Below are 15,380 nucleotides of genomic sequence, written 5' to 3' on the forward strand. Positions count from 1 at the left end.
TCCTATGATTCTATTAACTCTCGAATCATTTCACTCAATTGATAAATTCCTTGCGTGAGATCTTCGACAGGTGCATAGCCATACGATAAGCGAATATGCTGGTCAGATTCCTCTGCATAAATACGCCCTGGGTTGAGAAGTATTCCTTTAGATAACGCCTTTGCGTATAATTTTTTTATTGGAATTTTCGGCTTTATTTTTAACCATATAAAAAATCCACCACTAGGAATATTCCATTCTACAATGTCTTTACAATACATATTCAATGCTTGGATCATTGTTTTTCTTCGTACTTTTAACTGCGCTCTCACCGATTCTACATGCCTCTGATATAAACCACTAGATAACCATTCAGCAGCAACCCTTTGCGATAAAGAGCTAGATCCATAATCTGTTTGCATTTTTATATCTGATAACCTTTCAATTACAGGTTCCGGACCGATAATCCAGCCAATTCTTAAGCCAGGACTGAGTGTCTTTGATAAACTGCCAATATGTAATACATGACCATATTGATCCATTGCCTTTAATGGGAGTGGAGGTGGTTCATCAATCCATAATTCTCGGTAAATATCATCTTCAATTAAAGGGAGTTGCTCCTTCTCACAGACCTTCATAAGTTCTTTCCGGCGGTTTTCTGACATTAAAACTCCTGTTGGATTATGAAAACAAGGGATGGAATATAAAATATTTTTCTTCTGACTATATTTACTTCGTCTAGATAATTCACTTGGTATGATACCATATTCATCCATCGATACCCCTGAAAAATGTATACCCGCTGATTGAAATACATGAAGTGAATATAAGTAAGAAGGCTTTTCAAGTAAGACTGTGGATTCTCGATGTAAAAGGCCAACGGATATCAACTGTAATGCTTGCAATGCTCCAGAAACAATAAGTATAGAAGATGGAGATACATGAATACCAAATGATTTTACGTAATTACTTATCGCTTGACGTAAAGGTAAAAATCCTTTTGGTTCTTCATATCCGAAAATCTCTAGTGTTTCAGAAACATTCCGCATGACGAATTGCATTGTTTCTAACGGGAAAATATCAGAGGCGAGTTCTCCTTTACTAAGATGAATGAATTTCTTATTTGATTCTGCTTCGTTAATTTCTTGAACCATTCCTTTACTAGGTTTATGTAAACCTGCTTTCACATACTCATTCCAATTAGGCGGGGGATCAGTTGCTAATAATGTCCATGTATTATTCATTACAATTGTTCCCATACCCATTTGTCCTTTAATTAAGCCATCCGCTGTTAGTTCCTCTAATGCAGTGATAACTGTGCTGCGATTTACCTGAAACAGTTGTGCTAGTTTTCGTTGGCTCGGAATTTTACTACCTATCGGCCATTCTCCGTTTGCGATCTTTTCTTTCATATACTCTATAATCTGTTGATATTTTGGAAGTTGTTTTTCTAATTTTTCATTGTACATATTTATAAAAACTCCCTTTAGTCTCTAAAAAAATATAAAGTGGTTGGTTTTTTCACTACATAACTGGTTGAAGACATTGTATCAACTATTGAATATGATGAAAAGAAATAATTGGCAAAAGAAAAGTGGTTGACTTTTATGAAAGGGAGGAGAGCAATGCAGAACAACAAATGGGATTTTCGTATGTTATCCGCACACGGTTTTACTATTATCCTTTGGGGTACAGCCTTTCCAGGGATTCGTATTGGACTTGAAGCATATACACCTGAACATCTTACATTATTACGTTTGCTAATAGCTTCATGTATGTTACTTATCTTTGCATGCATAACCAAAATGCGTTTACCAGATTTAAAAGATATACCAGTAATTTTCATATTAGGAGGTCTAGGTTTTACTGTTTATCATATCGCATTAAATTATGGAGAAAAAAGCGTAAGTGCTGGACCCGCAAGTTTAATTGTATCAGTGACTCCTATATTTACTGCAATTCTTGCACTCATATTTTTGGGCGATAAATTAAATGTAAGAGGATGGATTGGCGGATTGGTTAGTTTTATTGGGATAGCCTTTCTATCATTAGGCAATGGAGATCCACTACAATTAAACAGCGGTATATTACTTATTTTACTAGCGGCATTTTCAGAAAGTGTATTTTTTGTTTTCCAGAAACCTTATTTAAAAAAATATGGATTCCTTACATTTACAACTTATACAATCTGGTCTGGAACTATATTTATGCTAATCTTTCTACCAGGAATTGATCAAGAAATAGTCAAAGCACCAATAGAAATTACTCTTAGCGTTATATATTTAGGTCTTTTCCCAACTGTACTTCCTTATATAGCTTTAGCTTACATAACCTCTCGTGCAGGCGCTTCTGAAGCAACAAGTTCTCTTTATTTAACACCAGTAGTTGCATGTTTTGTAGCGTGGATCTGGTTAGGTGAAATACTAACCTTAACATCTATAGTCGGAGGTGGCATTACTATACTTGGGGTTTTAATTGCTCATATAAAATCCGAAAATATACATAAAAAAGGAACTAAACAAACAAATTCCATATAAAGTAATTCTTGCATTTAATATTTTATTTAAAGAGGAAAATACTGCGGTTTGCTGAATATAAAAGAAGAATACAGATGGGAGGTTTTTAGAATGCCAAATCATCCACTTTTCAAGAGTGATTCTATAAGATGAACATACAATTAAAAATCGTAACAAGAGATAACTGGGAAGAGGCACTAAAATTACATGTATCTAAGAAACAACAGGAATTTGTACCAACAGTAGCGGTGTCGATTGCCAAAGTATACATTAAACCAGATGGTGAAAATGTAGAATATATTCCATTCGCCATATACGATAACGATACTATAGTTGGTTTTATTATGCATGCTTTTGAACCAAATACATCGGACATGTATTGGATTAATGGATTTATGATTGATGAAAAGTATCAAGGGAAAGGGTATGGCAAAGCAGCTTTAACTGAAATGATTAAATGGATTACAACTGAATATACGGAATGTAAGGAAATTAGATTGACTGTACATAAAGAGAACATGAAAGCAAAGACATTATACGAGAGTTACGGGTTTAAAGAACTAGGTCATGTTTATGGCGGAGAACAAGTATATCGTTTACTTGTTTAACTTTCATTTAGAAAAGATGTGAAGTAGCATATGCAGTTTAACGAAGTGAAAATCGAAATATTTATTCCAGAAAAATATATTGAAACTCTGCGAGATGAATTAAATAAAGTTTACGCTTGTAAGGTAGGTAATTATGATAACTGTCTATCTTACAGCACTGTTAAGGGGTACTGGAGACCATTAGATAACGTATCACCTTTTAACGGAGAAATCGGTGAAATATGCGAAGGGCAAGAATGTAAGGTTGAGATAAGATGTAAACAGGAAATTGTAAAAGACGCACTTGCGGTTATTAATCGTATTCATCCTTACGAAACACCTATGATTTATATCATCCCATTATGAAATCAATACTTTGGACAAATTTGAATATATTACATATCATGACGCAATATATCAAGTTTTAAGTTTAGAAGATTATTTAAAAGTATATGCAAAGTCTATTCATGACAGTTATAGAAAAACAAAAAATAACAATAAAGATTTGATCAAAATAAATGCTATTAAAGAACTACTGAAAATGGAGGGGAACCTTAATTGAAAACAAAGTTCCATCATCATCTCCCATTATAGTAATAAATCCATTGGTACAAACAACCTGAAAATAGGCTTCCGAACAAGGTACAGCACCTGGTTATTGCTCATATTGTGTTGGTGTACGTATTGAATTTGGTTTAATAGTCCTATTTTTACTTAGATTTAACGAACGGAAAGTATAAAAAGTACGAGTGGATTTTTTATTATTAAATGGAGGTCATGAAAATGAATGAATTTCATCAAGAATTGCAATCATTAAATCTTAATGATTATCAACCAGGAAATGTTGTGTATTGGGATCAACAAAACCAATATCCATATTACTATGTTCAAGATGATGCTCGTCGTTGTGGTGGATGCGGCGGTTGTGGAGGGTGTGGAGGTCGTTGTGGTGGATGCGCGGGTCGTTGCGGCGGTTGTGCAGGTCGTTGCGGTGGATGTTTTGGTTGCTTTAGTTGTTTCGGTTGCTGGAGCTGGTGGTTCATTTAACTTCGTAACATAAATGGAGTTATTTATGAAAGAAAAGTGTGTATACATGTCCGGACTGTAGGGGCACTTTTCTTTCATTTTATAAATTAGAAAAATGAAAGGCTATCTATTGTTTTCATCGAATTTAATATTGATATGCGATTTTACATAGAGGTGAATAATATAGTGGATAAATACCAGAAATTAATTTCATGGGTAGAAGATATAAAAGAAAATAATTATAGTTCTGCAGCAGCACTTTATATTATAAAAGATAATGAAGTAGTAATAGAACATTATAGTGGAAACCATTCAAACGATCCAAATAGCACAAAGGTAACGGCATCTTCACAATTTAATGTTGCCTCTGCTAGAAAAAGCTATTTAGGATTAGCGGTTGCTTATGCGCTTTATGAAGGGAAAATAAAAGACATTGATGACTATGCATCTGATTATTTCAAGGAGTATGATCAAGCTTTGCTTGGTAAGACAACATTAAGACATTTAGTAACTCATTCACACGGTCTGAATGAAAAAACGGATGGAACGATTTATCGTGAATTTGAGGCAGGACAAAGCTGGGCATATTAGATGATGGGACAGAAAGTAATCTTTTTGTTTCTGCAAGGGAATTTGCTCATTGGGGTAATCTACATTTACATAAAGGCTCCCTAAACGGAAAACAAATTGTTCCAAAAGAAGTTATTGAAATTTCTACAAGTATTCAAAGTCCCAAATATCAAAACAAAGACTTACCACAAAATGGGTTCTTTTGGTACGTTCAAAATACACCTGTTTTACAAAGTGAACTTGGTGAAAGGGTCCCAAAAGGCTCCTATCAAATATTAGGGATTACAGGGCCGACCATTTTAGTTATTCCTGAATATAATGTTACCGTAGCTAAAATGTATAATAAGCGATATAACTATGGTGCAGATAATTACCTGTATTATTTACATGAATTTAGTAATTTAGTCGCTGACACATTTTGCACCAGTAAAAACAACTCAATTGGGGTATAACTACTTTTATAAAGAAAAGGAGTGAACCTTAATGAAAAAACAGTCAAACAAAAATAAAAAACAAAATATAAAAGATATGAGCACTGAACAAAATGCTATTTACAGTGATCCGAAAGACGCAGCTAATATGCAAACTGTTCCGCAGCCAAAAGATTACGATGAAATTGAATATTAATCTGTTTTGATTTACCATAAGACTTTTTTATGAAAGAAAAATACATCTTAAGCCCTATAAAAATAACGATAATCTTTGATATCATATATACATAAGCATTTGAGAATGTCTTATCTTAACACAGCTTTTCTGCAACCGTATATAATCTACAAAAAGGCACTTCATTAAGAAGTGCCTTTTTGTATGCTTAAAACAAAAATAAGACCTTAATTTCTAATTTAAAATTCGTATCTTGCAAATGATCATGGATATACTAACTTTTGATAACTTATGTCAATTAAAGAAAGGGACAGTTTGCATGAAGCAAGCATCTGTAAATCCATGGCTTATTGTCCTCGGCACAATCATTGTCCAAATTGGTCTTGGAACGATTTACACATGGAGTTTGTTCAATCAACCTTTAGTAAGTAAATTCGGCTGGGAACTGAATGCTGTAGCGATAACTTTTTCTATTACCAGCTTTTCTTTATCGTTCTCCACTTTGTTTGCAGGAAAATTACAGCAAAAAATGGGACTTCGTAAACTTATTTCAATAGCAGGCGTCGTTCTTGGGATAGGCTTAATACTTAGCTCACAAGTGTCCTCATTGCCATTATTGTACTTACTAGCTGGCGTTGTAGTCGGTTATGCAGACGGGACAGCTTACATCACGTCATTATCAAATTTAATTAAATGGTTTCCGAATCGTAAAGGTCTTATTTCTGGTATATCTGTTTCAGCTTACGGAATGGGTAGCTTAATTTTTAAATACGTAAATGGAAAGCTAATTGATACAGTTGGTGTATCACAAGCATTTTTATATTGGGGCATTATTGTTTTAATTTTAGTACTAGCAGGAGCATATTTCTTACATGAAGCTGCTGAAAACAAAACGATGACTCAAGCATTAAATAACGATTATACAACTCGAGAAATGTTACAAACAAAACAAGTATATCTTTTATTTTTCATGTTATTTACATCATGTATGAGCGGATTATATTTAATTGGTATGGTAAAGGATATAGGAGTTCAACTTGTAGGACTGAGTGCTGCAACTGCAGCGAATGCTGTTGCGATGATTGCAATCTTTAATACTGCTGGTCGAATTATTTTAGGAACACTCTCAGACAAAATAGGAAGATTAAAAATTGTTTCTGCAACGTTTGTTATTATCGGGCTGTCTGTTTTTACACTAAGTTTCATGAACTTAAATTACACAATTTATTTCGTCTGTGTAGCAAGCGTTGCTTTTTGCTTTGGAGGTAATATTACCATATTCCCAGCTATAGTGGGGGATTTCTTCGGTTTAAAAAATCATAGTACAAATTACGGGATTGTTTATCAGGGATTTGGATTCGGTGCGCTTGCAGGTTCGTTTATCGGGGCAGCATTAGGCGGATTCCAACCTACTTTTCTTACAATCGGTGTACTATGTATTATATCCTTTATTATCGCTATTTTGATCCGTCCACCAAGCGGAGCGAAGAAAAAAGAAACACAAAAATTTTATCGGAAAGTAGCTTAACCTATTTAGATTTTTTATAGAAAAGAGCCCTGAATATTAGGGCTCTTTTCTATAAAAATTTAAATTTTTCCTTTCCGGTTATTTTATAAATAATATAATTCACGCTAAAAAGATTACAAAAGATGTGTTGTAATTTCTCGATTTGATATTTTGTCAAAAATATAATAGCCCAATCCCAAAAATGTACCTAAAAGTCCTAAAACTAATAATACTTTAAAAACTTCCTATATATATATTTAATTATCAATATAAAATGTTTTTTCGTTATCATCACCTATAAAGAAAGAGAACTATTAAATGAAGTTCTAAATTTTGTTTGATAAGATTAAATTAAATTACGGTCTAAAAAGGTGAGAAGATAACTTGTATAAACACACTGATCATATATATTCCAGTAGCATGTATACATATTTAGTAGATCTCCCTAGAAATTTTTCTTATGAAACTCCAAATAAGACCGATGAAGGGATTTAAAGCATCCTATTATTTATTAAAGGAGGAGAACTAGCGTGGAAAGAATACGAAAAAAGATTACAAATCATCTTCGAATCTTAATGTTTGTAGGTATGTGTTTCTCTATTTTATTTTTCACTACACGTATTCCGCAAACAGAAGCAGCTATTCCTACGATGCTTAGTACTAAAGAGGTAGAGACATTTGCTGATAAATTCATGTCAAAGCAAATGGAGAATAAAAATTTTCCAGGAGCAGCTATAATCATTGTAAAAGATGATAAAATTTTGTTCCAAAAAGGATATGGTTTTTCTGATAAAGAGCATAAAATCCCGATTGATCCAAAACAAACTGTTTTCCGTTTAGCTTCAATTTCAAAAGTATTTACAGCTAGTGCCGTTATGCAGTTAGTGGAGCAAGGGAAAGTAGATTTAAACAGAGACATAACCGATTATATGGGGGGATTAACGTATCAAAATAATTTCAACGAACCAGTGACAATGAAACATTTACTTACTCATACAACAGGATTTGATTATGTAGATCCTAGACCCGACGATATCAACAACCACCTTAATGACTATACACGTCTTAAGGACTATGTAAAAGAAAATATGCCTACAGTTGTCAGAAAGCCCGGAGATACTTATACGTATGATAATTTTGCCTCTATGCTCCAAGGATATATAGTCCAAAACATTACAAATACTTCTTTTTATAAATATATGGCTTCTAATCTTTTTTATCCACTAGAAATGCAAAGCAGTAGTTTTGTTATGACCAATTTCATTAAAAATAAACTTGCAACTGGATATGACAGCAACGGAAATGTAATTCCATTCTATGAAACAAAACCGTCAGACATGCCACAAGGCAGCATGTTTTCTACTGGAAGCGACGTAGCGAATTTTATGATTGCTCAATTGAATGGTGGCAAATTTAAAAATAAGCAAATTTTAAAACAGGAAACTATTCAAGATATGCAAAAAACGAAATATGCGATACACCCAAAATATCCAAATATGGCATATGGATTTGAATTCTTTTCTCCTCAAAGTCATAATGGCCAGTATGTATTTGGAAAAGGTGGGAATATTCCTGGTTTTTCGTCTTTAATGTGGTTAATACCAGAGTATAAAATAGGTGTTTTTGCGATTACAAATCAAAATGCTTCACCGCTTCCTTTTGAATTATTTAATGAATTTATGAATCACTATTTTCCAGATAACACAAAACCAGAGTATTTAAATCCAAGTAAAGAAGAATTGAGAAAATTTGAAGGATACTACCGTGACTTACGAATGAAAAATGTGATTACAAAAATAGAAGCGGCTGATGGAAAATTACTTGTAAGTGATAAAATAAATGGAAGTCAAGAATTAAAACAATTAGATCCATTATTATTTGAAGATGCAAAAGGAAATTATATGGCTTTCAAGCTTAATAAAGATGGCACAATAAAAGAGATGATTTATTGGAATTTTGCAAGCTCTGCACTTAAATTACCTGAACCTAAACGATTCGATGATATAGACATTAGTCATCCATATGCAAAATATATTGATCCTTTACAGCGAAATGAAATTTTACAAAATAATAGCGATGGAAAATTTCTTCCTGAAGTAGCAATTACACGTGGAGAATTTGCATATTTGTTATCGAAAATAGCCTATTTTACACCCCCTTCGAAAAAAGATCCTGTTTTTTCGGATACAACTAATCATCAATACGCCCCTCACATTCAGAAGTTATATGAATTTGGTATTTTACGTGAAAAAGAAGGGGGAAAATTTTCTCCAGATCAAGCAATCACAAGACAAGAAGCGGCATGGATTGCTTGGCATTACTTAAAAATGTTTGGAACTCCATCTGTAGATGCAGTTTTAAAAGGAGAAACTGATGAATGGGCAATTGAGTCTGTTAAAAATATTATTGGTCATCGATTAGTAGGACCTGAAGTTATATATAACGAGGACGGATCAGCAGACTATTTATCGAAACAATCAATGAAACGACAAGAGGCGGCAGCGTTATTGTTTTACCTAATGGAAGCTCGTTAAATTTTTTAAATAAAAGATAATAGTGCTTAAGGAAATGAATGTATTATTTTAATAAACTATATGCAGGAAAATGGCACTGCACATTGATTTAAAAATAAAACAATGGATTACCTGTCAATTTCGACAGGTTTTTTATTTTTATAGAAAGGTTTTAAAACAAATCTAGTGGATAGTGTACAGTTGAAACTCTAAAAGTGTATGGAGCTAGTGAATCTTAGGGAGGAATATTTAGATGTCAAACCATGAAAACGAAGAAATGCTAACAGGAGGGAATGTCTCTAACGTTTATCGTTCGGGAGATACTGTGCGACGAGAATTAAAGACAGATAGTTCTCAAATTCATAAGCTATTAAAGCATTTGGAGAGAAAAGGTTTCAGTTATTCACCAAAGTTTTTAGGTATTGATGAAAAAGGAAGAGAGATATTATCATTTATTGAAGGAGAAGCTGGTAATTATCCTTTAAAAGAATACATGTGGTCTGATGATGTCTTAATAGAAATAGCGAAAATGCTCCGTCTTTATCATGATTCTGTGAGTGATTTTTCATTTGATGATAGCTGGCAATCGATAGATAATACTCCCAAACAATTTGAGGTACTATGCCATAATGATTTTGCAATATACAACATTATTTTTAGTCATGAAAGACCAATAGGTATTATTGATTTTGATGTCGCTGGACCTGGTCCAAGACTTTGGGACATAGCTTATACTCATTATACTTGCGTCCCCTTAAGTAGATTTTATCTTTCTGAAACAGGTGAGAAAGTTTATTATAATTCATTACAGCATACTAATCGTATAAAACAAAGAGTTAGATTGTTTTTTGAATCTTACGGTGAGGGAATAGAAGAAGAATATTACTCATTCCCCTAAGTCTATTAAAAATCAAAAAATCCCTACTTTTTATCTAGAAAGTAGGGATTTTTTTCGTAGTAAGATTAAATACCGCCACCAGGTTCTGTCATGTAAGAAGTAATATTTTGATTTAACTCAGGTACAGCACTATGCTTAACAACAGGATTATTTAAACCGAAGGATAAAACAGCAACACTGATTAAACCTAATAATTCAATTTTAATCTTCTTCACTTCAAATACCTCTTTTCTTTTAGTAGGATTCTAGCTTCATGGTTCATACGATAATAATCACACGCTTTGTCTTTCGTGCCCTTATCGAACCACTTAACAGCTAATAATTCGGAGTAGTTTAGAATTTCTTTCCATAAATCTTGTTCTTTAAAGTAAGAAATCGCATCCAATATGATTTTTTCTAACTTTTCGATTGGTTCATTTTCAATCATAGCTTTTAAAATAGTAAAGCGGTATTCATATTCTTTTGTACAATCCTTTAATCCTTCTTGGACATAAAAATTAGCTTCTTTTAAATTCCCTAATTTGAAATGCTCTTTAGCTAATGTATGAATACCCTTTTTCTGATAAGGGACTCTTGGTTGGCTAAACTGTTCAAATGCGTCTGTTAGATGTCGTATTGCTAATTCTGAAAGATCTTGTTCGGCATAAAACACACCTAAATTGTAACGGACAGTTAAAGCTGCTTTCGATTCCTTTTCTTGTTCAAGAATATTCAAAGCTGACAACAAATATTCTTCTGCCATATCGTATTGTTCTAGCGTTATATAAGCCATTCCTAATGTGTTTTGACATGCTCCTAATTTCGTTTTATATCCATTAGCAGTAGAGAAAAATTCTATCGCTTTGTTAACATGGTTAATTGCTAAAGTAGGCTGTGCTAAGTAGTAATGATAGAGAGCAGCACGATAATGGAATTCCGCTTGTTCTTCTTTGTTTTGCATCAAAGATAATAGACCTTCAGCAAGTCCATAATGGTGTTCTGCTCGAGTGTATTGCCCCAATTCACTTGCATGAATGAATTGGAAGAAATGGTAATAATATTTTAAATAATTATCCGGTTCTTCTAGAAGATAGCTGAGATCTTCTAGGTCTTTTTCAAAATCTCCACATAACATTTGAAAACGGAAGTTTAATAAGGAGTAATAAGTAGATAGTTCCTTATTGCTAGTAAACTCGTTAATTTTTTTATCCATTTCTTGTTTTAGAGAAGTAGCTTTTTCAAGATGTTGAGAAAGCATTTCGTGATACCAAGTGTTTAACATTTTATATTCACTTTTTGAAACGATGTTTGTATTCAATAGAATCCTCCTTCCAATTGTATTATCTAAATTTTACCACAATTATTTATAACGGGTGATAATTAACCAATACAAATGAATGTTGAAAAAAATCATTCGGAATATTCAATAAGTAAAAGCGGGAGATTCTTCACTTTCTATAAGTAAAAGAAAAGAGCATATTGAAAAAATCATTTCCTTGATGAAAGAAGCAAAATGATTTTCTGCTCCATCCGAATTAAAAGATGCCTACAAGGAGTATAAATAATTTCCTAGTTCTTTAGATAGTTTTTGAACTAAAGTATAAAAATAGAAATAACGAAAAGTTCAGCTTTGTTTGCTATAATTCAATTTTATGCGAAAAAGAGCGCGGCCTTTATCGCAACATTCTTGGTCATTTTGTTCATTCGTTATTATTTTAGAACCCATTTGGATGGATTAGATCCACAATCTGTTGGAATCCTCTTTTTCACGGTAGCATTATGTTATATAGTTCCTTGGCGAATTGGTTGTTACCTGAAGTTCCGAAAAGTTTATCAAGAGGGACAACAAAGTACACCAACTACAAATTAAAGAAAAGGTCATGTGATTTTTTATAAGCACATGACCTTTTCTTTAATATCTATTGAGGGATATACCATTTGATTTTATAAATGATAACCATTTGTTTACTTATACCAGGAATTAATCACACAATCACACTCTTACAAACTTGTAATGTTTATGTCACCTTCTTGAATAGTACCCTAAAATACTTCTTTTATATACTTAAGATAAATCTACTAAAAGAGAGGGGAAAAGAAAATGCATGAAGTGATTGGGGAAGTAGTAGTTGGTCTATGCGAATTCGTTTTTGAGGTTTTCGCTTACGGAAATACAGATGAAAAGAAAAAGGAATAGCTCCAATTTGATTTATAATTATGCTTTTTCGACGTTAAAAGTAGATGAAGTTCATGCGCAAGCCTGGAATGATAATATAAACTCTTGTCGTTCTATGGAAAAGATCGGCTTCCAATATAGTAAATCACTATATCCTTTATAAAGAAGATTGGTTAAAGAAGAATATATCTTCTAAGAGACTATATACATAAAAAGCGCACCATCTATTTCATTGGTGCGCTTTTCGTTTTATTTAATCTGAGAAGGCGTGATATGCTCTAACCATAGGATTCCATCGTATTGTTGGTTAGGAATCATGATTTCAGCTTTATCCTTTTGCCCCCAATGCAGCCCAATAATTGGCATATACATCCAAGAGGTTTCAGGACGATTTGTCTCACCTTTTATATTTACAAATACTTGCGGATGTTGCGCAGATTTCAAAATTTCTTCGATACTATTAGCTGCATGTTTTTCATTTACAGGAAAAGGACCATCGTTATTCGAACCTAAACTGCTCCCGCTATAAGCATATAATCCCATAGAATACATTTGATTTTTCAAGTATTTTGGCATAACATCCATCATATTTGGAAATGGAATTGGATAAGGATCTGCTTTTAACATTTTAGAGTTCTGTTTTCGTATATGATAATTATGTCCCCACACAATTATTTTTTTGTTTTTATACTGCAGTTCACTTAACCACGCTAAATTTTGTCCCATTTGTTTGTCACGTGAGTAATATGAAAAATCCGAAAAAACTGGCTGAGGTGGGATGTATAATTTATCTTTCACTTCATTTGGAATATGTGTTTTAAGCGTATCGATTCGAATCTTGATTGATTTTTCTAGAAAATTTACATCATACGATGTTTTAGGCGCTACTTGTTGTAATTCATTCGTATGCTGTTGGATAAATTCTGTTACTTTTTCATATTTACGCAAAAGAGGGGACTGCATTGCCTGAAATTCTTCATAGGAAGAGACAGAACGGTATTTCACGATTTCTTCTTCTGCTTCTACGAGTAGTTTACCTATTTCAGGATTCAATTTGCTAATCCATTCATTTGCGAATGTTGCAAATGTAGCAGTTGAAGCATTCCACGGGATATTTATATCGAATCCCGTTAAAATAAGAGGCGTTCCTTTTTCTTTTTGTTCTTTTATGTACTGAAATAATTCTTCCACATCTTCTGTGAACCATGTTCCATGAATAGCTTTCTTCATCGCTTGCTCAGCTGTTAAATCATCTAAATTTTGATACACGGTATTCGCTTCCGCAAATCCTGATTCAAACGCAATCACATCATAACCCATTTCTTCATGCAAATACTTAATCATACGAACCTTTAATTGATTCATTTCTGTTGAACCATGAGTAGACTCACCTAATAAGACAATACGTTTGTCCTGTAAGGTTTGCTTTAAAAATGACAAATCATCATTAGAACTAGCGGTTGGTTCCTGTAATTTGACCGCATTTTCACTAACCCATTTCTGCCATTTTTGTTGATCTGCAGGTAATTCCTCAGCAGATGCCATTGTTGAAAACGTTGTTAATGCAAATAAAGTAGTTACTAACCCTTTTTTCCATTTCGAAAACACACATACCCCTCCTAATTTTTATAGACTTTATCACATAAATCTAATCATCTATGATTCATCTAAAAATAATAGGTACAATTAGATTTATATATTTATACTAAAGGATAGGATTTATACAAGGCAAGAAGAAACGAAGGATAATTCTGTTAAATTTTAAAATTCTATAAATTAGGGGTATAAAAATAACTTACCGTATATACAAAGTTTCTTATGACCGGAAGAAAAAGCGGGACAATAACATACATAACTGCTAGAAAAATAGTATAGATGTACAGAATAGACATATAGCAACAGTAAGAAGGAAGGATATCATATCTAAACCATATAAAAATGCTGCAATCGATTTTGATAGGTAATAATAGATAGAACATTTGTTTTTTATATGATATAGAGGAAAGTGCAGAAATGATTAATCTTTATTTAGAAGGGGAGAGTACGTCTAATATCGCAAAATTAGCTAACGTCTCGGCTAGATATGTTCGGATGGTCCTAACAGATAACAACGTTGAAAAACGAGCAAGAGGTAGTTGAAAACGAAAATATAATTTGAATGAAGATTACTTTAAAAAATGGTCGAACAACATGGCGTATATTTTAGGCTTCTTTATTGCTGATGGTGTCATTATGAAGGATAATCAAACCGTAAGTATTTCTCAAAAAGAATCAGGTATTTTAGAAAATATAAAAATAGAGCTTAATTCCAATCAACCGTTGTATCAAAACAAAAACACTGGCGTTTATATGTTGAATTTAAACAGTAAAATAATGAAAAATGCTCTTATAGAGTTACACGGAATTATGCCTTGTAAATCATACAATGTACAATTTCCGTTTGTTCCAGAAGAGTATTTACATCATTTTATTAGAGGGTATTTTGATGGAGATGGACATGTAAATCCCAAAAGATACTTTGTAAGTTTTGTCGGTGGTTCATATAATTTTATGAAATTTTTAAAACGAATACTAGATGATCATAACTATCAACCGAATTTTATTGATAAAGAAAAACAGTATCGTATATACCTAAGTGGTAAAAACACAATCAAAAAGTTCTCAGCGTGGATTTATACAGATAAAGAATTGTTTTTGCAATGAAAATACGAAATTTTTCAACTGAAGAAATAATTCTTATGAACCAAAATTGCTGAGCCGATACATTCTAATCATTAATATTCAAACAGTTCGTGTGCTAAATTATAAATTAGACACACGAACTGTTTTTTCTCCCGATATAAAATAAAAAGAGCAGGGCACCTTGACACGAAATAAATAAGTTACTTCTTTTTTCTAGTAGACATAATATATATTATAGGTAGTTATAGAAAAGAAGTGTTTCCCTGTCTCTAAATACAAGTAAACTACACAAACTGAGATGAAACGAAGATTTTTAATGAAATTCGCTTTAAATATTGTTC

11 protein-coding genes and 4 pseudogenes are annotated in these 15,380 nt (G+C 32.7%); 11 read left to right on the forward strand and 4 right to left on the reverse strand.

Annotation, left to right across the window (positions count from 1 at the left end; all coding sequences use genetic code 11):
* Positions 1–2: 2 nt before the first annotated feature.
* Entirely contained in the window at positions 3–1,448 is a 1,446-nt protein-coding gene (pdxR, locus tag AZF08_RS27355; RefSeq protein WP_033675614.1) for a MocR-like pyridoxine biosynthesis transcription factor PdxR, read from the reverse strand.
* Positions 1,449–1,604: 156 nt separating this feature from the next.
* On the opposite strand from pdxR, the gene AZF08_RS27360 reads away from it, so the two are divergent.
* The 9 genes and pseudogenes from AZF08_RS27360 to AZF08_RS27405 form a co-directional block, all read left to right on the forward strand.
* Positions 1,605–2,516 carry a DMT family transporter gene (locus AZF08_RS27360; RefSeq protein ID WP_033675612.1) on the forward strand — a complete coding sequence of 304 codons (912 nt, stop codon included), beginning with the start codon at positions 1,605–1,607 and terminating at the stop codon, positions 2,514–2,516.
* 128 nt (positions 2,517–2,644) lie between these two features.
* Positions 2,645–3,103, forward strand: coding sequence for a GNAT family N-acetyltransferase (locus AZF08_RS27365; RefSeq protein WP_033675610.1), 459 nt, complete (start codon positions 2,645–2,647; stop codon positions 3,101–3,103).
* Between the two features lie 30 nt (positions 3,104–3,133).
* Entirely contained in the window at positions 3,134–3,448 is a 315-nt protein-coding gene (gene cutA / locus AZF08_RS27370; RefSeq protein WP_033675608.1) for a divalent cation tolerance protein CutA, read from the forward strand.
* A gap of 417 nt (positions 3,449–3,865) precedes the next feature.
* Complete coding sequence (locus AZF08_RS27380; protein ID WP_033675604.1) at positions 3,866–4,129, forward strand: heterocycloanthracin/sonorensin family bacteriocin; 264 nt, start codon at positions 3,866–3,868, stop codon at positions 4,127–4,129.
* Positions 4,130–4,294: 165 nt separating this feature from the next.
* Positions 4,295–5,130: pseudogene (locus AZF08_RS27385) on the forward strand (serine hydrolase domain-containing protein).
* 31 nt (positions 5,131–5,161) lie between these two features.
* Complete coding sequence (locus tag AZF08_RS30995; protein ID WP_033675603.1) at positions 5,162–5,305, forward strand: hypothetical protein; 144 nt, start codon at positions 5,162–5,164, stop codon at positions 5,303–5,305.
* 298 nt (positions 5,306–5,603) lie between these two features.
* Positions 5,604–6,812 carry an L-lactate MFS transporter gene (locus tag AZF08_RS27395; RefSeq protein ID WP_033675602.1) on the forward strand — a complete coding sequence of 403 codons (1,209 nt, stop codon included), beginning with the start codon at positions 5,604–5,606 and terminating at the stop codon, positions 6,810–6,812.
* Positions 6,813–7,321: 509 nt separating this feature from the next.
* A complete protein-coding gene (locus AZF08_RS27400; protein ID WP_033675601.1) occupies positions 7,322–9,325 on the forward strand; it encodes a serine hydrolase in 2,004 nt (667 codons plus the stop codon).
* Between the two features lie 232 nt (positions 9,326–9,557).
* A pseudogene (locus tag AZF08_RS27405) lies at positions 9,558–10,187 on the forward strand (phosphotransferase); the annotation flags it as partial.
* An 80-nt stretch (positions 10,188–10,267) separates the two neighbouring features.
* On the opposite strand, the gene AZF08_RS29490 reads toward AZF08_RS27405, so the two are convergent.
* Positions 10,268–10,417, reverse strand: a complete 150-nt coding sequence (locus tag AZF08_RS29490) for a Phr family secreted Rap phosphatase inhibitor (protein WP_082246098.1) — start codon at positions 10,415–10,417, stop codon at positions 10,268–10,270.
* Positions 10,414–11,499: a response regulator aspartate phosphatase gene (locus AZF08_RS27410; protein ID WP_033675599.1), complete on the reverse strand. Its 1,086-nt coding sequence runs from the start codon at positions 11,497–11,499 to the stop codon at positions 10,414–10,416. Before AZF08_RS27410 ends, AZF08_RS29490 begins: the two co-directional genes overlap by 4 nt.
* Positions 11,500–11,826: 327 nt before the next feature.
* On the opposite strand from AZF08_RS27410, the pseudogene AZF08_RS29495 reads away from it, so the two are divergent.
* Positions 11,827–12,051 (forward strand): annotated as a pseudogene (locus tag AZF08_RS29495) (CcdC protein domain-containing protein); the annotation flags it as partial.
* Positions 12,052–12,606: 555 nt separating this feature from the next.
* Here the strand turns inward: AZF08_RS29495 and AZF08_RS27415 are convergent.
* Complete coding sequence (locus AZF08_RS27415; RefSeq protein ID WP_033675597.1) at positions 12,607–13,965, reverse strand: erythromycin esterase family protein; 1,359 nt, start codon at positions 13,963–13,965, stop codon at positions 12,607–12,609.
* Positions 13,966–14,370: 405 nt separating this feature from the next.
* Here AZF08_RS27415 and AZF08_RS27420 point away from each other — a divergent pair.
* Positions 14,371–15,060: pseudogene (locus AZF08_RS27420) on the forward strand (LAGLIDADG family homing endonuclease).
* The last annotated feature ends 320 nt before the right edge of the window (positions 15,061–15,380 follow it).

Source organism: Bacillus gaemokensis (assembly GCF_001590835.1).
GTDB classification, from domain to species: Bacteria; Bacillota; Bacilli; order Bacillales; family Bacillaceae_G; genus Bacillus_A; species Bacillus_A gaemokensis.